Consider the following 25,253-nt stretch of genomic DNA (forward strand, 5'->3'; position numbering starts at 1 on the left):
TCCGCGAGTATCTGAAGCGCGCCACCGCGGACCTGCAGCAGACCAAGCGGCACCTCCGCGAGGTGGAGGCCAAGCAGCACGAGCCGATCGCCATCGTGGCGATGAGCTGCCGTTACCCGGGCGGGATCAGCTCGCCCGAGCAGCTGTGGGACCTGGTGGCCTCGGGCACCGACGGGATCTCGCTGTTCCCGGAGAACCGTGGCTGGAACACCGACGAGCTCTACCACCCGGACCCGGCCACGCCGGGCAAGACGTACAGCAAGGAGGGCGGATTCCTCCATGACGCGGGGGAGTTCGACGCCGACTTCTTCCGGATCAGCCCGCGCGAGGCCCGCGAGACGGACCCCCAGCAGCGGCTGATGCTGGAGACCGCCTGGGAGGCCTTCGAGCGCGCGGGCATCGACCCGCTCTCGCTGAAGGGCAGCCGGACCGGCGTCTTCGCCGGGGTGGTCTACCACGACTACTCGGCGGACAGCGGCACCGGCGGCCTGGCCAGCGTCGCGTCCGGCCGGGTCGCGTACGTGCTGGGCCTGGAGGGCCCGGCGATCACCGTCGACACCGCCTGCTCCTCCTCGCTGATCGCGCTGCACTTCGCCATCCAGTCGCTCCGCAACGGCGACTGCACGATGGCGCTCGCGGGCGGGGTCACCGTGATGGCGACGCCGGTCTCCTTCGTCGGTTTCAGCCAGGACCGGGGTCTGGCCCCGGACGGCCGCTGCAAGTCCTTCGCCGGTGCCGCCGACGGCACCACCTGGTCCGAGGGCGTCGGCATGCTGCTGGTCGAGCGGCTCTCGGACGCGCGGCGCAACGGGCACCCGGTGCTCGCGGTGATCCGGGGCTCGGCGGTCAACTCCGACGGTGCCTCGAACGGCCTGACGGCGCCGAACGGTCCGTCCCAGCAGCGGGTCATCCGCGCCGCGCTCGCCGACGCCCGGCTGACGGCCGACGAGGTCGACACCGTCGAGGCGCACGGCACCGGCACCACGCTGGGTGACCCGATCGAGGCGCAGGCGCTGCTGGCGACGTACGGCCAGGACCGTCCGGTCGAACAGCCGCTCTGGCTGGGCTCGTTCAAGTCGAACATCGGTCACACCCAGGCGGCGGCCGGGGTCGGCGGCATCATCAAGATGGTCGAGGCGATGCAGCACGGCGTCCTGCCGAAGACCCTGCACGTCGACGAGCCGTCGCCGAACGTCGACTGGTCGGCCGGAAACATCGAGCTGCTCACCGAGGCCCGGCCGTGGCCGGAGAACGGCCACCCGCGCCGGGCCGGCATCTCCTCCTTCGGGCTCAGCGGCACCAACGCGCACGTCATCGTCGAGGAGCCTCCCGCCGCCCCCGAGAGCGGGTCGACGGCTCCCGAGACGGTGCTGCCGACCGCGCTGGTGCCGGTCAGGGTCTCCGGCCGCAGCGCACAGGCGCTGCGCGGCCAGGCCGCCCGTCTGGTGGAGTACTTGGAGTCCCGGCCCGAGGCTGGTCTGCTGGACCTCGGTTACTCCCTCGCCACCTCGCGCGCCGCCCTGGAGCACCGGGGCGTGGTGGTCGCGGCGGACCGTACGGAGCTGCTCACCGGACTGCGGGCGCTGGCCGAAGGCGAGAAGCCGGCCGGGGTCGTGCAGGGTGTCGCGCAGACCGACGGCCGGACGGCGTTCCTGTTCACGGGGCAGGGGTCGCAGCGGTTGGGGATGGGGCGTGAGCTGCACGCCGCTTTCCCGGTGTTCGCTGCTGCTTTTGACGAGGTGTTGGGTGAGCTGGGCGGTTCGCTGCGTGAGGTGGTCTGGGGCTCGGATGCGGATGAGTTGAACCGGACGGTGAACACGCAGAGTGCGTTGTTCGCGGTTGAGGTGGCGTTGTTCCGTCTGGTGGAGTCGTGGGGTGTGCGGCCTGACTTCGTGTCGGGTCACTCGGTGGGTGAGATCGCGGCCGCTCATGTGGCCGGGGTGCTGTCCCTTGCGGATGCGGTGAAGCTGGTGTCGGCGCGTGGTCGGTTGATGCAGGAACTGCCTTCTGGTGGTGCGATGGTGGCGATCCAGGCCACCGAGGAGGAGATCCTGCCGCTGCTGACCGACCGGGTGAGCATCGCGGCGGTGAACGGTCCGCGTTCGGTGGTGGTGTCGGGTGACGAGGCGACGGTGCTGCGGATCGCGGAGGGTTTCGAGCGGACGAAGCGGTTGAGTGTCTCGCACGCGTTCCACTCGCCGTTGATGGATCCGATGCTGGACGAGTTCCGTTCGGTGGTCGGTGGGTTGGCGTTCAGCCGGCCCAGGATTCCGGTGGTGGCGTCCGGTGACTTCGCGGATCCGGAGTACTGGGTGAGCCACGTCCGGGACGCGGTCCGGTTCGCCGACAACGTCAAGCAGTTGGAGGCGCGGGGCGTCACCACCTTCCTGGAGATCGGTCCCGACGCGGTGCTGACCGCCGCCGGTGCCGACAACCTCGGTGAGGACTCCGACGCCCTCTTCGTCTCCACCCTGCGCCGCGAGCGCGGTGAGGAGCGCGAACTCCTCACCGGCCTCTCCCGCGCCCACGCGCAGGGTGTCGCGGTGGACTGGGCGGCGTACTACGCCGGCCGGGGTGCCGCGCGGATCGACCTGCCCACCTACGCGTTCCAGCGGAAGTTCTACTGGGCCGACAGCATGCCGGTCGAGGCCGCCGCCGCTCCCGCCAGGGCAGCGGACCCGTTGGAGTCGGCGTTCTGGGATGCCGTCGAAGGTACGGAACTCCCGAGCTTCGCCGACCAGTTGGGTGTCGAATCGACGGACCTCGGCAAGGTGCTGCCCGCGATGGCGGCCTGGCGCCGGAACCACCGCGAGCAGGCGCAGGTCGACTCCTGGCGCTACCGGGTGGAGTGGCAGCCGGTGGCCGAGCTGTCGGGCGGACCGCTGTTCGGTGCCTGGCTGGTGGCCGTCCCGGCGGGCCGGCTGACCGACGACCTGGTGGTCGGCGTGCTGGCGGCGGTCGCCGAACGCGGCGCCCACGCCGTGCCGTTCGAGGTCGCCGACGAGGACCGGGCGACGCTGGCCGGACGGCTGGCCGAGGGCGAGCCGGTGCTCGGTGTGCTGTCCCTGCTCGCGCTGGACGACGCCCCGCACTCGGCGCACCCCGAGCTCTCCCGCGGCCTGGCCGCGAGCATCGTGTTCGCTCAGGCGCTCGGCGACGCGGCCCTCGGTGTGCCGCTCTGGGCGGTCACCGCCGGTGCCGTCGCGGTGGACGGCTCGCTGGAGACCGCGGTGCCGTCGCAGACGGCGGTCTGGGGTCTCGGCGCCAGCCTCTCGCTCGACCACCCGGACACCTGGGGCGGACTGGTGGACCTGTCGCCGACCGCCGACCGGTCCGCGTTCGCGCAGCTGCTGGACGCCGTCACGGCGACCGGGGGCGAGGACCAGTTGGCGATCCGTCAGGGCAAGGTGCTCGGCCGCCGGATGGTGCGCTCGCCGCTCGCCGAGCAGTCGGCCGCGCGGGAGCCCTGGCAGCCGCACGGCACGGTCCTGATCACCGGTGGCACCGGTGGTCTCGGTGCCCACGTGGCAAGGGAGCTGGCGGCGACGGGGGCCGAGCACCTGGTGCTCACCAGCCGTCGTGGCCGGGACGCCGCCGGGGTGGAGCAGCTGATCGGCGAACTGACCGCGCTCGGCGCCGAGGTGACGGTCGCGGCCTGCGACGTGGCCGACCGCGCCGCACTCGCCGCACTGCTCGACTCGATCCCCGCCGACCGTCCGCTGACCGCCGTGGTGCACGCCGCCGGGGTGGCCCAGCGGATCGCCCCGCTGGGCGAGTTGACCGTGGCGGAGTTCGCCGAGGTCGGCCGGGCCAAGGTGCTCGGCGCCGCCCACCTGGACGAGCTGCTGGGCGACCAGAAGCTCGACGCCTTCGTGCTCTTCTCCTCGGGCTCCGCCGTCTGGGGCAGCGGTGGCCAGGCCGCGTACGGCAGTGCCAACGCCTTCCTGGACGGGCTGGCCCAGCGCCGGGCGGCGCAGGGCCGTCCGGCCACCGCGATCGCCTGGGGCTCCTGGGACGGCGGCATGGTCGATGCCGAACTCGGCGCCCTGATGCGCCGGATCGGCGCGCCCGCGATGGCGCCGGAGCTGGCGATCACCGCGCTGCGGCGTGCGGTCGGCCAGGACGGGAGCAACGTCGTGGTGGCCGACTTCGACTGGTCGCGGTTCGCCCCGACCTTCACGGTCGCGCGGCCCCGACCGCTGCTGGACGCCATCCCGGAGGTCCGCACCGCGCTGGCCGGTCCGGCGGAGACGGGTGAGGCGGGCGCCGGCTCGGGTCTGGTGGAGCAGCTCGCGGCCCTGTCCGGGCCGGAGCAGAGCCGGACCCTGCTCGACCTGGTCCGAAAGCACGTCGGTGACCTGCTCGGCTACGAGGACCCGGCGACGCTGGAGGCCGGGCGTTCCTTCGAGGATCTCGGCTTCGACTCGGTCGCGGCGGTCGACCTGCGGGAGTCGCTCAGCGCGGCCACCGGCCGGAAGCTGCCCACCTCGATGGTGTTCGACCACTCGACGCCGCTGGCGCTCGCCGAGTACCTGCGCACGGAGCTCGTCCCGGCCGGCGGGACCCCCGCCGTGCCGCTGCTGGCCGAACTCGACCGCTTCGAGGAGGTCGTGAGCGGCCTCTCCGGCGAGGAGATCGAGGCCAGCCACCTCACCTCCCGGCTGCAGGCGCTGCTCGCCCGGCTGAACGAGAGCCTCGGAGCGGGACAGGGCCCGGACGTCGGCGGGCAGTTGGAGAGTGCCTCGGCCGACGACGTATTCGACTTCATTGACAAGGAACTCGGCCTCGCCTGAGCGGGCAACGGGCTTTAGGACCAAAGGACTCGGTGGGACTGAGATGGCGAACGACGACAAGCTCCTCGATTACCTCAAGCGCGTCACTGCCGATCTGCACCAGACCCGGCAGCGGCTCCAGCAGATCGAGAGCGAGGACCTGGAGCCGATCGCGATCGTGGCGATGAGCTGCCGGTATCCCGGTGGGGTGACCTCGCCGGAGGAGCTCTGGCAACTGGTCGCGGAGGGCCGGGACGCGGTGACGCAGTTCCCGGCCGACCGCGGCTGGGTCATCGACCACGACACCGATGCCGACCGGTCCGGGACCAGCTACGTCCGGGAGGGCGGGTTCGTCCACGACGTCGCCGACTTCGACCCCGGCTTCTTCGGCATCAGCCCGCGCGAGGCCCTGACCATGGACCCGCAGCAGCGCCTGATGCTGGAGATCAGCTGGGAGGCGTTCGAGCGGGCGGGCATCAGCCCCGACACCGTGCGCGGTGCGGGCGTCGGCGTCTTCACCGGGTCGGGCATCCAGGACTACGAGGACCTGCTGGACGCCGCGCCCGAGGTGGCCGAGGCGTACATGACCACGGCCAGCGCGTCGTCGGTGATCTCGGGCCGGGTCTCCTACGTGCTCGGCCTGGAGGGCCCGTCCCTCTCGGTCGACACCGCCTGCTCCTCCTCGCTGATCGCGCTGCACCTGGCCGCCGAGGCGCTCCGCCGCAAGGAGTGCACGCTCGCGCTGGCCGGTGGCGTGATGGTGATGTCCACCCCGTCGCCGTTCATCGCCTTCAGCCGTCAGCGCGGCCTGGCCCCGGACGGCCGCTGCAAGGCGTTCTCGGAGTCGGCCGACGGGACCGGCTGGTCCGAGGGCGCCGGCGTGCTGCTGCTGGAGCGGCTGTCGGACGCGCGGCGCAACGGGCACCCGGTGCTCGCGGTGATCCGGGGCAGCGCCATCAACCAGGACGGTGCCTCCAACGGCCTGACCGCTCCGAACGGCCTGGCCCAGCAGAAGGTGATCCGGCAGGCGCTGGCCAACGCCCGGGTCCCCGCCGGTCAGGTCGACCTGGTCGAGGGCCACGGCACCGGCACCACGCTGGGTGACCCGATCGAGGCCCAGGCGCTGCTGGCCACCTACGGCCAGGCCCGGCCCGAGGACCGGCCGCTCTGGCTCGGCTCGATCAAGTCCAACATCGGCCACGCCCAGGCGGCGGCCGGTGTCGGCGGCGTGATGAAGATGGTCATGGCGATCCGCCACGGCCTGATGCCCGAGACACTGCACGTCACCGAGCCGTCCTCGCACGTCGACTGGTCGGCGGGCAACGTCCGGCTGCTGACGGAGGCCCAGGAGTGGCCGGACCACGGCTACCCGCGCCGGGCCGGCGTCTCGGCCTTCGGCGTGAGCGGCACCAACGCGCACGTGATCATCGAGCAGGCCCCCGAGGCGGAGCCCGCCGCCGAGCCGGTGGTGCGGCCCGAGCCCGCGGCCGACGTGCCGGTGCCGTGGCTGCTGTCCGCCCGCAGTGCGGACGCGCTGCGGGACCAGGCCGCCCGGCTCGCCGGACACCTCGGCGGGGCCGACGAGTTCGACCCCCGTGACGTCGCCTTCTCGTTGGCCACCTCGCGGGCGGCGCTGGAGCACCGCGCGGTGGTCCTGGCGGGTGACGGTGCGGCGGCGCTGCGCGGGCTGGCCGCCGTGGCCGAGGGCGGGCAGGCCGCCGGTGTGGTCAAGGGCGTGGTCGGCGACGGCCGGACGGCGTTCCTGTTCACGGGTCAGGGGTCGCAGCGGCTCGGGATGGGGCGTGAACTGCACGCTGCTTTCCCGGTGTTCGCCTCGGCTTTCGACGAGGTGTTGGCGGAGCTGGGCGGTTCGCTGCGTGAGGTGATCTGGGGCGACGATGCCGACGAGTTGAACCGTACGGTCAACACCCAGCGTGCGCTGTTCGCCTTCGAGGTGGCGCTGTACCGGCTGGTGGAGTCCTGGGGTGTGCGGCCGGATCTGCTGGCCGGTCACTCGGTGGGTGAGATCGCCGCTGCACACGTCGCCGGGGTGCTGTCGCTCTCCGATGCGGTGAAGCTGGTGTCCGCCCGTGGGCGGCTGATGCAGGAACTGCCCACCGGCGGTGCGATGGTGGCGATCGAGGCCACCGAGGAGGAGATCCTCCTGCTGCTCACCGACCAGGTGAGCATCGCGGCGGTGAACGGCCCGCGCTCGGTGGTGGTCTCGGGCGACGAGGCGACCGTGCTGCGGATCGCCGAGGGCTTCGAGCGCACCAAGCGGCTGAGCGTCTCGCACGCGTTCCACTCGCCGCTGATGGACCCGATGCTGGCCGAATTCCGCGCCGTGGTCCGGACCTTGCTGTTCACCGAGCCGACGATCCCGGTGGTGGCCAGCGGCAGCGTCACCGACCCCGAGTACTGGGTCAACCACGTCCGCGACGCGGTCCGGTTCGCCGAGAGCGTCCAGTACCTGGAGTCGGTCGGGGTCTCCCGCTTCGTGGAGATCGGCCCCGACGGCATCCTGACCGGGATGGCCCCGCAGTCCACCCAGGCCGAGAGCGCGGTGTTCGTGGCGCTGGCGCGCCGGGACCGCGCCGAGGCGGAGGCGGCGCTGTCCGGGCTGTCCCGGCTGCACACCGCCGGTGTCGGTATCAACTGGTCGGCGTTCTTCGCCGGTTCCGGTGCCGAGCGGATCGACCTGCCCACCTATGCGTTCCAGCACGCCCGCTACTGGATCGACGCCCAGCCCAGTCTCGGGGACGTCACCTCGGCCGGTCTGGACTCGGCCGAACACCCGCTGCTCGGTGCGGCCGTGACGCTGGCCGACACCGACGGTGTGGTGCTGACCGGCCGGCTCTCGATCGGCTCGCAGCGCTGGCTGGCCGACCACGTGGTCGGCGGCTCGGTGCTGTTCCCCGGCACCGGTTTCGTCGAGCTGGCGATCCGGGCCGGCGACCAGGTCAACTGCGACCTGCTGGACGAACTCACCCTGGAGGCGCCGCTGGTGCTGCCCGAGATCGGCGCCGTCCAGGTGCAGGTCGCGGTCGGCCCCGCCGACGACACCGGGGCCCGCAGCGTGACCTTCCACTCCCGCCTGCAGGGCGCGGACGCGGACGTGCCGTGGACCCGGCACGCGACCGGCGTGCTGGTCCCCGGTGCCCGGCGGACCGGCGAGGAGCTGACCCAGTGGCCGCCGACCGGTGCTGTTCCGGTCGAACTGGGCGGTCTGTACGACGGGTTCACGGCCGCCGGGATGGCCTACGGGCCGGTGTTCCAGGGCCTGCAGGCCGTCTGGAAGGTCGGCGACCAGGTCTTCGCCGAGGTCGCCCTGCCCGAGCAGGCGAAGTCCGACGCCGAGCGGCTGGCGCTGCACCCGGCGCTGCTGGACGCCTGCCTGCACGCGGCCGTGTTCACCGGTGCGATCGGTGAGCAGGGCGCCCTGCCGTTCGCCTGGTCCGGTGTCTCGCTGCACGCGGCCGGCGCGGCCGTGGCCCGGGTCCGGCTGACCCCGACCGGCACCGGAGGCGGCCTCGCGCTGGCCGTCGCGGACGGCGAGGGCCGCCCGGTGGCCTCGGTCGACTCGCTGGTGCTGCGGCCGATCTCCGGCGAGCAGCTCGCCGCCGCCCGCTCCGGGGGACAGGACTCGCTGTTCCGCCTGGACTGGGCGCCGGTCACCCTGGACGGCCCGGCCGCCCCGGTGGCGTACGCCGACTGGGCCCTGGTCGCCGACGGTGGCGCGGTCGCCCCGGTGGTGACCCTGGAGATCACCGGCGGCTCGGACGCCGAGGCGGTCCGCACCGCCACCTACCGGACCCTCGAAGTGGTCCAGCGCTGGCTGGCCGAGGACCGGTTCGCCGACGCCCGCCTGCTGGTGGTCACCCGGGGCGCCGTCGCGCTGACGGGTGAGGACGTCACCGACCTGGCCGCCGCAGCCGCTGCGGGCCTGGTGCGCTCGGCCCAGTCCGAGAGCCCCGAGCGCATCCAGCTCGTGGACCTGGACGGGGAGTTGGCCGCGGCGACGGTGGCCGCGATCGTCGCCAGCGGTGAGCCGCAGCTGGTGGTGCGTCAGGGTGTGCTGCGCGCGGCCCGGCTGGCCCGGGTCACGGCGCCCGCCGATGGCGGCGTCGTGCTCGACGGCGAGGGCACCGTCCTGGTCAGCGGTGCCACCGGCGCGCTCGGCGGACTGTTCGTCCGGCACCTGGCCGCCGAGTACGGCGTGCGCAGGCTGCTGCTGGTCAGCCGGCGCGGTGCGGACGCCCCCGGGGCGGCCGAACTGGCGGCTGAGCTGAACGAGTTGGGTGCCGAAGTCGAGTACGCCGCCGTGGACCTGGCGGACCGTCGGGCCACCGCCGAACTGCTCCGGGACCTGCCGCTGACCGCCGTGGTGCACATCGCCGGTGTGCTGGACGACGGCGTGGTCGGCTCGCTCACCCCCGAGCGGATCGACACCGTGCTCCGCCCGAAGGTGGACGCCGCACTCAACCTCCACGAGCTCACCGCCGACCGGGAGTTGGCCGCGTTCGTGCTGTTCTCATCGGCCGCCGGTCTGCTCGGCGCGCCCGGACAGGGCAACTACGCGGCGGCGAACTCCTTCCTCGACGCGCTGGCCGCCCACCGTCGGGCCAACGGCCTGACCGCCCACTCGCTCGCCTGGGGTCTGTGGGACCAGGCCGGCGGCATGGCCGGCAAGCTGGCGAGTGCGGACCGTTCCCGGATCTCCCAGGGCGGCATGTTCGCCCTGTCGGCCGAGGACGGCGTGCTGGCCTTCGACGCCGCGCTGCGCACCGACGAGCCGATCACCGTGCCGACCCGTTTCGACCTCGCCTCCCTCCGGTCGCAGGGCGAGAACCTCGCCGAGGTGTTCCGGGGCCTGGCCCCGGCGACCCGCCGCCGGAAGGCCGGGGCGAAGACCGAGAGCGGCGCGCTGCAACGCAAGCTGGCCTCCCTGCCGGAGGACAAGTGGCCGGGGGCCCTGCTCGACCTGGTGCTCGGTCAGGCCGCCGCCGTGCTGGGCCACCCGGACCCCAAGGCGGTCGACCCGGACCGGCACTTCCAGGACCTCGGCTTCGACTCGCTCACCGCCGTGGAGTTCCGCAACAGCCTCAGCGACGCGGTCGGCCGCCGGCTGCCGGCCACCCTGGTCTTCGACTACCCGACGCCGGTCGCGCTGGCGGCCTATCTGCTGGACGCGGTCCAGGGCGCGAAGGTCGAGATCGCCGCGGTCGCCGCCACGGCCTCGGGGACGGACGACGAGCCGATCGTCATCGTCGGCATGGCCTGCCGGTTCCCGGGCGGTGTCGAGTCGCCGGAGGACCTGTGGCGGCTGGTGGCCGACGGGGTGGACGCGGTCTCGGACTTCCCGGTCAACCGTGGCTGGGACACCGCGCAGGTCTACGACCCGACCGGTGAGCGGGCCAACACCACGTACACCCGCGAGGGCGGCTTCCTGCACGACGCCGACCGGTTCGACCCCGCGTTCTTCGGCATCGCGCCGAACGAGGCGCTGTACATGGACCCGCAGCAGCGCCTGCTGCTCGAGACCTCCTGGGAGGCGTTCGAGCGGGCCGGGATCGACCCGGGCACGCTGAAGGGCAGCTCGACCGGCGTGTTCGCCGGAATGATGTACCACGACTACGCGGCCAACAACAGCACGGGCGCGATCGCCTCCGGCCGGGTGTCCTACGTCTTCGGCCTGGAGGGCCCGGCCGTCACCATCGACACCGCCTGCTCCTCCTCGCTGGTCGCCCTGCACCTGGCGGCGCAGGCGCTCCGTTCGGGCGAGTGCTCGCTCGCGCTGGCCGGTGGTGTGGCCGTGATGTCCACCCCCGAGGTCTTCGTCGAGTTCAGCCGGCAGAAGGGCCTGGCCAAGGACGGCCGGTGCAAGTCCTTCGCGGACGCCACCGACGGCACGGGCTGGTCCGAGGGCGTCGGCATGCTGCTCGTCGAGCGGCTGTCGGACGCGCGGCGCAACGGGCACCCCGTGCTCGCGGTGGTGCGCAGCACGGCGATCAACCAGGACGGTGCCTCGAACGGGCTGACCGCGCCGAACGGTCCGTCCCAGCAGCGGGTGATCCGGCAGGCGCTGGCGAACGCCGGTCTGACGACCGCCGACGTGGACGCGGTGGAGGCGCACGGTACGGGCACCACTCTTGGTGACCCGATCGAGGCGCAGGCGCTGCTGGCGACGTACGGTCAGGACCGTCCGGTGGACCAGCCGTTGTGGCTCGGTTCGATCAAGTCCAACCTGGGCCACACCCAGGCGGCGGCGGGTGCCGGCGGCATCATCAAGATGGTCGAGGCGATCCGCAACGGGGTGCTGCCGAAGACCCTGCACGTGGACGCGCCGACGACGAAGGTGGACTGGACCGAGGGCAACGTCCAGCTGCTGACGGAGAACCGGGACTGGCCGGAGACCGGCCGTCCGCGCCGGGCCGGCATCTCCTCCTTCGGCCTCAGCGGCACCAATGCGCACGTGATCATCGAGCAGGCCCCGGCGGAGGTGGAGCAGCCGGTGACCGTGACGGCCGCCCTCCCGGTGGTGCCGCTGGTGGTCTCGGCGAAGAACCCCGAGGCCCTGCGGGCACAGGCGGCCCGGCTCGCCGAACACCTGGACTCAAGCGCCGAGTTGACCCCGGTCGACCTCGGCTGGTCGCTGGCCACCTCGCGGGCGGTGCTGGAGCACCGGGGCGTCGTGGTCGGCGTCGACCGGGACGAGCTGCTCGCCGGGCTGTGGGCGCTGGCAGATGGGCGGACCAGCCCGGGAGTGGTGAGCGGATCGGGTCGGTCGCGGGGTCGGACGGCGTTCCTGTTCACGGGGCAGGGGTCGCAGCGGTTGGGGATGGGGTGTGAGCTGCACGCCGCCTTCCCGGTGTTCGCCTCGGCTTTCGACGAGGTGCTGGCGGAGCTGGACGGGTCGCTGCGTGAGGTGATCTGGGGCGACGATGCCGACGAGCTGAACCGTACGGTGAACACGCAGAGTGCGCTGTTCGCCTTCGAGGTCGCGCTGTACCGGCTGGTGGAGTCGTGGGGGGTGCGTCCTGACTTCCTGTCGGGTCACTCCGTGGGTGAGATCGCGGCCGCGCATGTGGCTGGTGTGCTGTCCCTTGCGGACGCGGCGAAGCTGGTGTCGGCGCGTGGGCGGTTGATGCAGGAACTGCCTTCTGGCGGTGCGATGGTGGCGATCGAGGCCACCGAGGAGGATGTGCTGCCGCTGCTGACCGACCAGGTGAGCATCGCGGCGGTGAACGGCCCCCGCTCGGTGGTGGTGTCGGGTGACGAGGCGACCGTGCTGCGGATCGCCGAGGGCTTCGAGCGGACCAAGCGGCTGAGTGTCTCGCACGCGTTCCACTCGCCGCTGATGGACCCGATGCTGGACGAGTTCCGCACCGTCGTCAGCGGACTGACCTTCGCCGCGCCGGTGATTCCGGTGGTGGCTTCGGGTTCGTTCGCCGACCCCGAGTACTGGGTGAGTCACGTCCGGGACGCGGTCCGGTTCGCCGACAACGTACGGGAGTTGGAGTCCTCGGGGGTCACGCGGTTCCTGGAGATCGGCCCCGACGGCATCCTGACCGGGCTGGCCCAGCAGAGCGTCGAGTCCGAGGACGCCGTCCTGGTCGCCACCCAGCGCCGGGACCGTTCGGAGGCGGCTACCTTCGTCACCGCGCTCGGGCGGCTGTTCACCGGGGGCGTCGAGCTGGACTGGGCCGCCCGGTTCGCGGGCACCGGTGCCCGCCGGGTCGACCTGCCGACGTACGCCTTCCAGCGGCAGCGCTTCTGGGTCGACACCAACGAGTACCTGGCCGACTCCTGGTTCGGCGGCGACACCACCAACATCTCGTCCGCCGGCCTGCGTTCGGCCGACCACCCGCTGCTCGGCGCCGTCGTCACGCTGCCGGACTCCGGCGGTGCGGTGCTGACCGGGCGGCTGTCGATCGATACCCACGCCTGGATCGCCGACCACGACGTGCTGGGCAACGTCCTGCTGCCGGGCACCGGCTTCGTCGAACTCGCCATCCGGGCGGGCGACCAGGTCGGCTGTGACCTGCTGGAGGAGCTGACGCTCCAGGCACCGCTGATCCTGCCGCCGGGTGCCTCGGTGCAGGTCCAGGTGGCGGTGGGCGAGGCGGACGGTTCGGGTGCCCGGACGGTCACCGTGCACTCCCGCGTCGAGGGCGACGAGGGCGGGGACTGGACGCTGCACGCCGAGGGCGTGCTGACCTCCGGTGCCGCAGCGCCGACGTTCGACTTCTCGGAGTGGCCGCCGGCCGGCGCCACCACCGTCGCCACCGGCGACGCGTACGAGCTGCTGCTCGCCCAGGGCTACGCCTACGGGCCGGTGTTCCAGGGCCTGAAGGCCGCCTGGCAGCGCGGTGACGAGCTGTTCGCCGAGGTGGCCCTGCCGGCCGAGTCGCACGCCGAGGCCGCACGCTTCGGCCTGCACCCGGCCCTGCTGGACGCCGCGATGCACGCCATCCTGCTGGACGCCGGGGACCGTCCCGACGGAGAGCCGGTGCTCCCGTTCTCCTGGAACGGTGTCACCCTGCACGCCGCCGGCGCCAACGAGGTCCGGGTGCGGATCTCGCAGGTCGGCCCCGAGCACAACATCGCCCTCGCCGTCGCCGACGGTGTGGGTGTGCCGGTGCTGTCGGTGCGGTCGGTGGTGGGGCGGCCGGTGTCGTCGGAGCAGTTGTCGGCGGGGCGTGGGGTGGAGTCGCTGTTCCGGGTGGAGTGGCCGGTGCTTCCGGTCGGTTCCGGTACCGGTCCGCTGCCCGCCTGGGACACGTTGACGGCTGATGGTGCGGTGCCCGAGGCGGTGCTGTTGGAGTGCCTGACGCCTGAGGCAGCTGATGTGCCCGGTGGGGTCAGGGAGTTGGCCGGCCGGGTGCTGGGCGTGGTGGGGGAGTGGCTCGGCGACGAGCGCTTCGCCGACTCGCGCCTGGTGGTGTTGACGCGCGGCGGTGTGGTCGCGGTCGACGGTGATGCGGTGGACGTGGTGCAGGCTCCGGTCTGGGGCCTGGTGCGCGCCGCCATCGCCGAGAACCCGGGCCGGTTCGTCCTGGTCGACTGGGACGGCCTGCCGGAGTCGGGCGCCGCGTTGAGCGCGGTGGTGGCTTCGGGTGAGGTGGAGGCCGCGGTTCGGGCCGGCGTGGTGCGGGTACCGCGCTTCGCGAAGGTCGGCGCGGTCGAGGGTGAGCTGCCCTCGGTGGTCGACGGCACGGTGCTGGTGACCGGTGGTACCGGTGGCCTCGGTGCCCTGGTGGCCCGGCACCTGGTGGTCGGGCACGGGGCCCGCAGTCTGGTGCTGACCAGCCGCCGGGGCCTGGAGGCGCCGGGCGCACGGGAGTTGGCGGCCGAACTGGAGGCCCTGGGAGCTGCGGTCGAGATCGCGGCCTGTGACGTGGCGGATCGCGCTTCGGTGCAGACCCTGCTCGCTTCGCTGGAGCGTCCGTTGGTGGGCGTGGTGCATGTCGCGGGTGTGATGGACAACGGTGTGGTCACTTCGGTGACGCCGGAGCGGTTGGATGCGGTGCTGGCGCCGAAGGTGGACGCCGCGTGGCACCTGCACGAGCTGACCGCCGACAGCGAGTTGGCGTTCTTCGTGATGTTCTCGTCGGCCGGTGGCATGGTGCTGGCGGCGGGTCAGGCGAACTACGCGGCGGCGAACGTCTTCCTGGACGCGCTGGCCACCCACCGTCGGGCGGCCGGTCTGCCGGCCACCTCGATGGCGTTCGGCCTCTGGGGCGTCACCACCGGCATGAGCGGTGCCCACTCGCTCGACGACGCCGAGCAGCGGATGGCCAAGCTGGGCCTCCCCGCGCTGCCGCAGGCCGAGGGCCTGGCGCTGTTCGACGCCTCGATCGCGACCGGCGAAGCCGTCCTGGTGCCGCTCCGGATCGACCCCAAGGCCCTTCGCACGCAAGGTGATTCGCTGCACAGCCTGCTGCGCGGACTGGTCCGGGCCCCGGCCCGGCAGACGGCGCGGGCCGGGGCCGGCGGGGGTTCGGCGGTCGGGCAGCAGCTCGCCCGCCTCGACGCCGCCGAGCGCGGCCGGGCCCTGCTGGAGCTGGTCAGGACCGAGGTGGCCGCCGTCCTGGGCCACGCCTCGATCGACGAGGTGGAGCCCGACCGGGCCTTCAAGGAGCTGGGCTTCGACTCGCTCAGCGCGGTCGAGCTGCGCAACCGCCTGAACACGGTGATCGGCATCCGGCTCTCCGCCACCCTGGTCTTCGACTACCCGAGCGCCCAGGCGGTCGCCGACCACATCGGCGAGACCCTGGCCGGTACCGAGGCCGAGTCCGCCTCCCCGGTCGCGGTGGTGACGCCGCTGACCGACGACCCGATCGTCATCGTCGGCATGGCCTGCCGCTACCCGGGCGGCGTGGAGTCGCCGGGCGACCTCTGGCAGCTGGTGCTGGACGGGGTCGACGCGGTGTCGGACTTCCCGACCGACCGTGGCTGGGACCTCGACGCGCTCTACGACCCGGAGCCGGGCAAGCCGGGCCGCACGTACACCCGGACCGGCGGATTCCTGTACGACGCCGCCGACTTCGACGCCGACTTCTTCGGGATCTCCCCGAACGAGGCGGTCACCATCGACCCCCAGCAGCGCCTGCTGCTGGAGGCGTCCTGGGAGGCGATCGAGCACGCGGGCATCGACCCGCTCTCGCTCAAGGGCAGCCGCACCGGCGTCTTCGGCGGCGTGATGTACCACGACTACGGCCTCGGCCCGGAGGCCGCCACGACCAGCGGCGGCAGCCTGGTGACCGGCCGGGTCGCCTACACCCTGGGGCTGGAGGGTCCGGCCGTCACGGTCGACACCGCCTGCTCCTCCTCGCTGGTCGCGCTGCACATGGCGGTTCAGGCACTCCGCTCCGGCGAGGTGTCGCTGGCGCTGGCCGGTGGTGTGGCCGTGATGTCCACCCCGGGCATGTTCATCGACTTCAGCCGGCAGCGCGGGATGGCCAAGGACGGGCGCTGCAAGTCGTTCGCCGAGGCGACCGACGGGACCGGCTGGTCCGAGGGTGTCGGCGTCCTGCTGGTGGAGCGGCTGTCGGACGCGCGGCGCAACGGGCACCCGGTGCTCGCGGTGGTGCGGGGCAGCGCGATCAACCAGGACGGTGCGTCGAACGGCCTGACGGCGCCGAACGGTCCGTCCCAGCAGCGGGTGATCCGGCAGGCGCTGGCGAACGCGGGGCTGACGACGGCCGAGGTCGACGCGGTGGAGGCGCACGGTACGGGTACCACGTTGGGTGACCCGATCGAGGCGCAGGCGCTGCTGGCGACGTACGGTCAGGACCGGCCGGTGGACCAGCCGTTGTGGCTCGGCTCCATCAAGTCCAACCTGGCGCACGCCCAGGCCGCCGCCGGTGTCAGCGGCATCATCAAGATGGTCGAGGCGATCCGCAACGGGGTGCTGCCGAAGACCCTGCACGTGGACGCACCGACCTCCAAGGTGGACTGGACCGAAGGCAACGTCCAGCTGCTGACGGAGCGTCGGGACTGGCCGGAGACCGGCCGTCCGCGCCGGGCCGGCATCTCCTCCTTCGGCCTGAGCGGCACCAACGCCCACGTCATCATCGAGCAGGCCCCGGCGGAGGTGGCCCAGCCGGTCACCGTGGCCGCCGAGCTGCCGGTGGTGCCGCTGGTGGTCTCGGCGAAGAACGTGGACGCGATCCCGGCCCAGGCGGCCCGGCTCGCCGACCACGTCGAGGCCCGGCCCGAACTGGCCCTGGCCGACCTGGGGTTCTCCCTCGCCACCTCGCGGTCCGCGCTGGACCAGCGGGCGGTGGCCGTCGGTGCCGACCGGGCGGAACTGCTCGCCGCACTCCGCGAGCTGGCGGCGGGCGGCGGCAGCGTCAGCCTGGCCCGGCCGGGCGCGCAGGTGGCCTTCCTGTTCACCGGCCAGGGGTCGCAGCGGCTCGGGATGGGGCGTGAACTGCACGCCGCCTTCCCGGTGTTCGCTGCCGCCTTTGACGAGGTGTTGGCGGAGCTGGGCGGTTCGCTGCGTGAGGTGGTCTGGGGCGACGATGCCGACGAGTTGAACCGTACGGTGAACGCGCAGCGTGCGCTGTTCGCCTTCGAGGTCGCGCTGTACCGCCTGGTGCAGTCCTGGGGTGTCCGGCCCGACTTCCTGGCCGGCCACTCCGTCGGTGAGATCGCCGCCGCTCACGTGGCCGGGGTGTTCTCGCTCAAGGACGCGGCCAAGCTGGTGTCGGCCCGTGGCCGCCTGATGCAGGAACTGCCCACCGGCGGTGCGATGGTGGCGATCGAGGCCACCGAGGAGGATGTGCTGCCGCAGCTGACCGACCAGGTGAGCATCGCGGCCGTCAACGGCCCGCGCTCGGTGGTGGTGTCGGGTGACGAGGCGACCGTGCTGCGGATCGCCGAGGGCTTCGAGCGCACCAAGCGCCTGAGTGTCTCGCACGCGTTCCACTCGCCGCTGATGGACCCGATGCTGGACGAGTTCCGCACCGTCGTCAGCGGACTGACCTTCACCGAGCCGAAGACCCCGGTGGTGACCACCGGCAACGTCACGGACCCGGAGTACTGGGTCGGCCACGTCCGCGACGCGGTCCGGTTCGCCGACAACGTGCGGGAGTTGGAGTCGCGCGGGGCCTCCCGGTTCGTGGAGATCGGCCCCGACGGCATCCTCACCGGGCTGGCCCAGCAGAGCGTCGAGTCGGACCGGGCACTGTTCGTCGCGGCCGTCCGCCGGGACCGTCCGGAGAGCACGACGCTGGTCACCGCGCTCGGTCGGCTGCACGCCGCCGGTGTGGCGGTCGACTGGCCGGCCTTCTTCGCCGGCTCGGGCGCCCGCCGGGTGGACCTGCCGACGTACGCCTTCCAGCGGACCCGCTACTGGGTGGACGCGCTGGCCGGTGTGAACGACGTCGCCTCGGTCGGTCAGGACGCCGTCGAGCACCCGCTGCTCGGTGCGGCCGTCGAACTCCCGGACGGTGCGGGCCTGGTGCTCACCGGCCGGCTCGCCACCGGCGCCCAGTCCTGGCTGGCCGACCACGTGGTGGGGGAGACCACGCTCTTCCCCGGCACCGGTTTCGTCGAGCTGGCGATCCGGGCCGGCGACCAGCTGGGCTGCGGGGTGCTGGAGGAACTGACGCTCCAGGCGCCGCTGGTGCTGCCGGAGCGCGGGGGTGTCCAGCTCCAGGTCGCGGTCGGCGCGGCGGACGGGACGGGTGCCCGTCCGGTCACCATCCACTCCCACCTGGAGGGCGACGAGGCGACGGGTTGGACCCTGCACGCCGAGGGTCTGCTCACCGACGAGACCCGGGCACCCTCCTTCGACCTGACCGCCTGGCCGCCGAACGGTGCGACGGCGGTGGACATCGAGGACGGCTACCGGCGACTGCTGGCCATCGGCTTCGGCTACGGCCCGGTGTTCCAGGGCCTGCGGGCGGTCTGGCAGGACGGTGAGTCGATCCTCGCGGAGGTCGCGCTGCCGGTCGAGACGCACACCGAGGCGGCCCGGTTCGGGCTGCACCCGGCGCTGCTGGACGCCTGCCTGCACGCGGCGATCCTCGCCAACGACAGCGCCGACGGGGAGGCCGGCGGCCGGGTGCTGCCGTTCTCCTGGTCGGGCGTCGAGCTCTTCGCGGCCGGTGCGGCCGCCGTCCGGGTCCGGATCTCGCCCACGGGGGAGAACACCGTGGCGCTGGCCATCGCCGACGCCCTCGGCAACCCGCTGGCGTCGGTGCGCTCGCTGGTCTCCCGCCCGGTCTCCGACGCCCAGCTGGCGGCGGGCCGGACGGCCTTCCACGACAGCCTGTTCACGCTGGACTGGACGCCGGTGACCCCGGCCGGACCGGTCGTGCCGGTGTCCGGGGTGGACTGGGAGACAGTCGCCGTCGACGGGTCGGCGGTGTCCGGCACGGTGGTGCTGCGGGTCGACGGCGGTAACGACGCCGAAGCGGTCCGCACCGCCACCCACCGGGTGCTCGCGGTCCTCCAGAGCTGGTCGGCGGAGCAGCGGTTCGCCGCCGCCACGCTGGCGGTGCTCACCCGGGGCGCGGTCGCGCTGCCGGGGGAGGACGTCACCGACCTGGCCGGTGCGGCCGTCTGGGGCCTGGTCCGGGCCGCCCAGCTGAGCAACCCCGAGGGCATCGTGCTCGCCGACCTGGACACCGGGCGGGCCGCGGAGGGCGAGGCGCTCGCCGCCGTCCTGGCCACCGGTGAACCGCAGTCGGTGGTCCGGGGCGGTACGGTCCTGGCGGGCCGGCTGGCCCGGGTGCCGGTCGCCGAGGGCGAGCCGGCCGAGCCGGTCACCCGCTTCGACCGGACCACGGACCGGCCGGTGCTGGTGACCGGGGCGACCGGTCTGCTGGGCCGGCTGGTGGCCCGTCGCCTGGTGACCGAGCACGGGGTCCGCAGCCTGCTGCTGGTCAGCCGGCGCGGCGCCGCCGCCGACGGGATGTCCGAGCTGCGGGCCGAACTGGCCGGGCTGGGCGCCGAGGTGGAGATCGCCGCCTGCGACGTCTCCGACCGGGGTTCGGTGGCCGCGCTGCTGACCGACCGTCGGCTCTCCGGGGTGGTGCACCTCGCGGGTGTGCTGGACGACGGTGCGATCGGCTCGCTGACGCCCGAGCGGATGGACCGGGTGCTGCGCCCGAAGGTGGACGCGGCGCTCAACCTGCACGAGCTGACCAGCGGGATGGGCCTGACCGCCTTCGTGCTCTTCTCCTCGGCGGCCGGCACGCTCGGCAACGCGGGGCAGGGCAACTACGCGGCGGCCAACGCCTTCCTGGACGCGCTGGCCGCGCACCGGCGGGCACACGGCCTGCCCGCCCAGTCGCTGGCCTGGGGCCTGTGGGCCGACGGCGGCATGGCCGGCGAGCTGGCCGAGGCCGACGTCCGGCGGATGGGCAAGGTCGGCATCGGGGCGATCCCGACCGAGCGGGGCCTCGAACTCTTCGACCTGGCAGGGAGCTTGACGGACCCGGCGGTGCTGCCGATCCGGCTCGACCTGCGGACCCTGGCGGAGGCGGGCGACGAACTGCCGCCGGTCTTCCGGGGCCTGGTCAGGGGCCGCCCGCGCCGGGCCGCCGCGGCCGCGGCCGGGGCGGTCTCCGCCGACGGCCTGCTGGCCCGGCTGACCGGCCTGCAGGCGCCCGAGCGGGCCGAGGTGCTGCTCGACCTGGTGCAGACCCAGGCGGCCGTGATCCTCGGTCACGCAGGGGCGCACGCGGTCGAACCCGACCGCGCCTTCAAGGAGTTGGGCTTCGACTCGCTGTCGGCGGTCGAGTTCCGCAACCAGGTCAACGCGGCCACCGGCCTCCGGCTGCCGGCCACGCTGGTCTTCGACTACCCGAACGCCAGGGCGCTGGCCCTGCACCTCGGTGAGGTGCTGGTCCCGGAGACCGGAGCCGACCAGGCCGGTGCCGTCGGCACCGAGGAGGACCGGATCCGCCGCATCCTGCGGGAGATCCCGATCGACCGGCTGCGGATCGCCGGCCTGCTGGACGAACTGCTGGAGCTGGGCGGCGAGTCGGCCGACGGCGAGGGCGGCGCGGAGCAGGACGGCCCGACCGACCAGGACGGCTCGATCGACGGGCTGGACGCCGACAGCCTGATCAGCATGGCCTTCGAGGGCCTCTCCATCGACGACTGAGCGACGACCGGGCAACCGACCGTCGACCGAACGAACACCGAAGGGAATCGGGATAGCGATGGCTCTGGCGCCCAGTGCCAAGGGAAGCGTGCCGTTTCGTGAACACAAGACCTGGTACCGGGTCACCGGAGACCTGAAGTCGGGCAAGCCGGTCGTGGTCGCCGTGCACGGCGGCCCCGGCAGCACCCACGACTATCTGCTGAATCTCGCCGAACTCTCGGCGCAGGGCTGGCCGGTGGTGCACTACGACCAGATCGGAAACGGCGGTTCGACCCATCTGCCGGACCGCGGTGAGGATTTCTGGACCGTCCAGCTGTTCCTCGACGAACTGGACAATCTGCTCGGCGCGTTGGGGATATCCGACAACTACGTGTTGTTCGGCCAGTCCTGGGGCGGGCTGCTGGCGGCGAAGCACGCCGCCGGCCGTCCGGCCGGCCTGCGCGGCCTGGTGGTGGCGAACGCCCCGGCGTCGTACCCGCTCTGGCTGCAGGAGGCCAAGGTGCTGCGCGACCGGCTGCCGCTCGAGGTGAACGACACCCTGCTCAGGCACGAGGCGGCCGGGACCACCGACAGCCAGGAGTACTTCAACGCGATGATGCCGTTCTACCTGCGGCACGTCTGCCGGATGGACCCCTGGCCGAGGGACTTCATGGCCTCCTTCATGGAGGTCTACAACGACCCCACGGTCTACCGGACCATGAACGGGCCGAGCGAGTTCCACGTGATCGGCACCCTGAAGGACTGGGGGGTCACCGACTGCATCGACCGGATCGCGGTGCCCACCCTGCTGATCACCGGCGCCCACGACGAGGCCACCCCGGCGACCGTCCAGCCGTACGCGGACCTCATCCCGGACGTGCGCTGGGAGATCCTCGAGAACTCCAGCCACATGCCGCACCTGGAGGAGCCGGAGAAGTTCCTCGAGGTGCTGAGCAGTTACCTGCACCGGATTCACTGACCCGCAGTCCAGGGGTTGGCGGGCGGGCTAGGGGACGGAACAGGGGGGTCGGCGATTACGGCCCCGGACTAGTCTCCAGAGCTACAGCGAGTCAAGTCCCCGAACCGTCACTGGATTCGCCGGGTTCAAGGTATTCAGGCCGCGTTGCACACCTATGCCGGGGCCCAATCCCCACAGGCGGGCCCATGAGACCGGAGGAATGTCCGAATGTCCCTGCTGACCCTCGAATTTCCGACCACGGAGCGATTCAAAGCATTCGGCCCGAGACACATCGACGAGATCGCCAGCCGCTACGGTCTTCCCGCGCACCTGCAGGAGACCGTCCGGATGATCTCGCAGGTCCTGCCGTTCCGGGTCAACGAGTACGTGCTCTCCTCGCTGATCGACTGGACCAACATCCCGAACGACCCGATCTTCCAACTGGTCTTCCCGCAACCGGGGATGCTGTCGATCGAGGACGAGAAGCGGCTGAGCGTGCTCTCCGGTGACCCGGCGAACAAGCTCCAGCTGCGGGAGACCGTGCAGGACATCCGCTCGCGGCTGAACCCGCACCCGTCCGGGCAGAAGGAGCTCAACGTCCCCCGGCTGGACGGGGTCGAGCTGGCCGGCATGCAGCACAAGTACCGCGAGACGGTGCTCTACTTCCCCGGCCAGGGGCAGACCTGCCACGCGTACTGCACGTACTGCTTCCGCTGGGCGCAGTTCGTCGGCGACGCCGACCTCAAGTTCGCCGCGCCGGACCCGGGCCAGCTCGTCGAGTACCTGAAGGCGCACCCGCAGGTGACCGACGTGCTGGTCACCGGTGGCGACCCGATGGTGATGTCGACCGAGCGGCTGCGCAGCCACCTGGAGCCGCTGCTGGCGATCGACAGCGTCCGGACCATCCGGATCGGCACCAAGTCGGTGGCGTACTGGCCGCAGCGGTTCGTCACCGACCAGGACGCCGACGAGGTGCTCTGGCTGTTCGAGAAGATCGTCGACTCGGGCCGCAACCTCGCGGTGATGGGCCACTTCAGCCACCCGCGCGAGCTGGAGACCGACATCGCCCGGCGGGCGCTGCAACGGATCCGCTCCACCGGTGCGCTGGTCTACGGGCAGGCCCCGCTGATCGGCCGGGTCAACGACGACGCCGACGCCTGGGCCGAGCTGTGGCGCCGGGAGCTCGGGGCCGGCGTGGTGCCCTACTACATGTTCGTGGAGCGGGACACCGGCCCGCACGAGTACTTCAAGGTGCCGCTGGCCCAGGCGGTCGGCATCTTCCAGGCCGCCTACCGTCAACTGCCGGGCCTGGCCCGGACGGTGCGCGGCCCGGTGATGTCCGCCAAGCCCGGCAAGGTCGCGGTGGACGGCATCGAGGACACCCCGCAGGGCAAGTTCTTCCAGCTGCGGCTGCTCCAGGCCCGCGACCCCGAGCTGGTCGGCCGCCCGTTCCGGGCGCACTTCTCGGAGACCGCCTCCTGGGTGGACGAGTTGGTGCTCGCGGACACCACGCCGGCCGACATCCGGGCCGCGGTCCAGGGCACCTGAGCACATCGGGGGAGCGGCGGCGGAACCCTCCTCCCCGTCCGGGCGCACGGCCCGGGCGCGACCGCAGAGAATCAGTGGAAGGAGCTGGCGATGGTCGGCCGGAAAGTGTCACCGAACCTGGACCTCAACAACGACGTGGCGGAGCGCCGGACGCGGGGCGAGTCGATCGTCCACCTGGCCTTCGGCGAGGCGCGGCTGCCGGTCCACCCGGCGCTGAAGGGGCAGTTGGCCGCCAGCTCCGGGGAGAACGCCTACGGGGCGGTGCCCGGCGGCCGGGCGGTCCGGCGGGAGGCGGCGGGCTACTTCAGCCGCCGCAACCTGCCGACCGAACCCGAGCAGGTGGTGGTCGCCCCGGGCAGCAAGCCGCTGCTGATGGCGGTCCAGTTCGTCGTCCCCGGCGACCTGGTGATCCCCAGGCCCGCCTGGAACACCTACAAGCCGCAGGGCCTGTTGGCGGGCAAGCAGGTGTACGAGGTGGACATCCCGGCCGAGTGCGGCGGGGTGCCTGACCCGGTCAAGCTGCGCGAGACCGTCCGGGCCGCCCGCGCGGCCGGCGGCAACCCCCGGCTGGTGGTGCTCACCCTCCCGGACAACCCCACCGGCACCACGGTCTCCCCCGAACTGGTCCGGGAGATCTGCGCGGTGGCGGAGGAGGAGGACCTCTACCTGATCTCCGACGAGATCTACCGGGACGTGGTGCACGACCCCGCCACCCCGGTGCTCAGCCCGGCCGAGGTGCTGCCGGAGCGCACCATCGTCACCAACGGCCTGAGCAAGACCCTGGCGCTCGGCGGCTGGCGGATCGGGGTGGCCAGGTTCCCCGACAACGTCTGGGGCAACAGCGTCCGGGACGGCGTCATCTCGCTGGCCAGCGAGGTCTGGTCGACGCTGGCCATCCCGATGCAGGAGGTCGCCGCGTACGCCTTCTCCGAGCCGCCGGAGGTGCGTGACCGGTTCGCCCGCAGCGCCCGGCTGCACGGGGCGGTGGCCCGGGCGGTGTACCGGATCATGATCGGGGCCGGCGCCACCTGCCGTCCGCCGACCGGCGGGTTCTACGTCTACCCGGACTTCGAGCCCAGGCGCGCGGTGCTGGAGGCCAAGGGCATCACCGACGCCCAGTCGCTGTTCCGGTACCTGTTCGACGAGTTCGGCATCGTGGTGCTGGCGGGCGACAACCTGGGCGACGACGCCGGGGCGCTGCGCTTCAAGGCCGCCACCAGCCTGCTGTACGGCCACACCAGGGAGGAGCAGCAGCTCGCCCTGGACTCCGAGGACCCGCTGTCGCTCCCGCACATCCGGGACGTGCTGACCCGGATCGAGGAGGCCTTCACCAAGCTCGTCGGCTGACCGCTCAACCAACTCTGAAGGGAACAACCCGAGATGAAGGCCGAAGACCGGCCCGGCACCGCGCTGATCTTCCCCGGTATGGGGCCGTCGCAGTTCGCGGACGTGGCGAAGTTCATGCTGCTCAACCCGTTCGCCCGGAAGCTGGTGGCGACCGCCGGGGAGACCCTCGGATACGACCTGCTGGCGCGCTACCGGGCCAGCGAGAGCGACTACTCGGAGTACGCCCAGGTCGCCTTCCTGGTGAACTGCGTCGCCCTGGCCCAGTGGGCCGAGGCCGAGTTGGACACCCGTCCCGAGCTGATCGCCGGGCCGAGCTTCGGCAGCAAGGCGGCCGCCGTGCACTCGGGCTCGCTGGACTTCGCCGAGGCGGTCTGGGCCACCGCCCAGATGGCCCGCTGCGAGGACGAGTACTTCGCGGTCGAGCACCGGGACATCGTCACCCACTCGTTCACCCGTACCCCGGAGGCCAAACTGGCCGAGGTGCTGGCCGAGTTGGACGAGCAGGGGGAGTGGTACGACATCTCCTGCTACATCGACGACGACTTCTGGATGCTCTCGCTGCGGGAGAGCCGGGTGGACTGGCTGCAGACCCGGCTGCGCGGCCTGGGCGGGCTGCCGCTCTACACGATGAACCCGCCGATGCACTCCTCGGCCTTCGGCGCCCTGCGCGACCGGGTCGAGGCGGAGGTGGTGGACCGGCTGACCTTCGCCGACCCGGTGCTGCCGATCGTGGCGGACCAGGACGGCGCGGTGCTCACCACCGGCGCCGGGGTCCGGACGATGATCCTGGACGGCTACGTGAAGCCGGTGCGCTGGCCGGCCGTGGTGGAGACCTTCCGCCGGCTGGGCATCGGCACCGTCCAGGTGTCCGGTCCGGACGGCCTGTTCGGCCGGGTGGGTGCCACCACCCGCAACTTCGAGGTGGTCCCGGTCAACCCGCGGACCGCGATGCAGCCGCGCCGTCGGGTTCCGGCACCGGCGTAAAACGAAATTCCCTCCGGAATCACCAGGATTCCGGAGGGAATTT

6 protein-coding genes are annotated in these 25,253 nt (G+C 72.5%); all 6 read left to right on the forward strand.

The genetic code is table 11. The annotated features are described in order from the left end of the window. Positions 1 to 11: 11 nt before the first annotated feature. On the forward strand, positions 12 to 4,793 hold the full coding sequence (locus OHV05_RS26315) for a type I polyketide synthase (protein ID WP_405021547.1): 4,782 nt from the start codon (positions 12 to 14) through the stop codon (positions 4,791 to 4,793). Positions 4,794 to 4,836: 43 nt separating this feature from the next. Continuing rightward, positions 4,837 to 20,394, forward strand: a complete 15,558-nt coding sequence (locus OHV05_RS26320; RefSeq protein WP_405019837.1) for an SDR family NAD(P)-dependent oxidoreductase — start codon at positions 4,837 to 4,839, stop codon at positions 20,392 to 20,394. Between the two features lie 58 nt (positions 20,395 to 20,452). Then, positions 20,453 to 21,352 (forward strand): proline iminopeptidase-family hydrolase, encoded by a 900-nt coding sequence (locus tag OHV05_RS26325; protein ID WP_405019838.1) that lies wholly within the window; start codon positions 20,453 to 20,455, stop codon positions 21,350 to 21,352. A gap of 207 nt (positions 21,353 to 21,559) precedes the next feature. Continuing rightward, on the forward strand, positions 21,560 to 22,879 hold the full coding sequence (locus OHV05_RS26330) for a KamA family radical SAM protein (RefSeq protein WP_405019839.1): 1,320 nt from the start codon (positions 21,560 to 21,562) through the stop codon (positions 22,877 to 22,879). A gap of 90 nt (positions 22,880 to 22,969) precedes the next feature. Further along, a complete protein-coding gene (locus tag OHV05_RS26335; protein WP_405019840.1) occupies positions 22,970 to 24,226 on the forward strand; it encodes a pyridoxal phosphate-dependent aminotransferase in 1,257 nt (418 codons plus the stop codon). 33 nt (positions 24,227 to 24,259) lie between these two features. Then, positions 24,260 to 25,210 carry an ACP S-malonyltransferase gene (locus tag OHV05_RS26340; protein WP_403046275.1) on the forward strand — a complete coding sequence of 317 codons (951 nt, stop codon included), beginning with the start codon at positions 24,260 to 24,262 and terminating at the stop codon, positions 25,208 to 25,210. Positions 25,211 to 25,253 lie beyond the last annotated feature (43 nt).

Source organism: Kitasatospora sp. NBC_00070 (assembly GCF_045041205.1).
GTDB lineage: Bacteria > Actinomycetota > Actinomycetes > Streptomycetales > Streptomycetaceae > Kitasatospora.

Coding starts and splice junctions, on each gene's coding strand:
- OHV05_RS26320 (WP_405019837.1), top strand. CDS start 4,837: ATGGCGAACGACGACAAGCTCCTCGATTACCTCAAGCGCGTCACTGCC.
- OHV05_RS26325 (WP_405019838.1), top strand. CDS start 20,453: ATGGCTCTGGCGCCCAGTGCCAAGGGAAGCGTGCCGTTTCGTGAACAC.
- OHV05_RS26330 (WP_405019839.1), top strand. CDS start 21,560: ATGTCCCTGCTGACCCTCGAATTTCCGACCACGGAGCGATTCAAAGCA.
- OHV05_RS26335 (WP_405019840.1), top strand. CDS start 22,970: ATGGTCGGCCGGAAAGTGTCACCGAACCTGGACCTCAACAACGACGTG.
- OHV05_RS26340 (WP_403046275.1), top strand. CDS start 24,260: ATGAAGGCCGAAGACCGGCCCGGCACCGCGCTGATCTTCCCCGGTATG.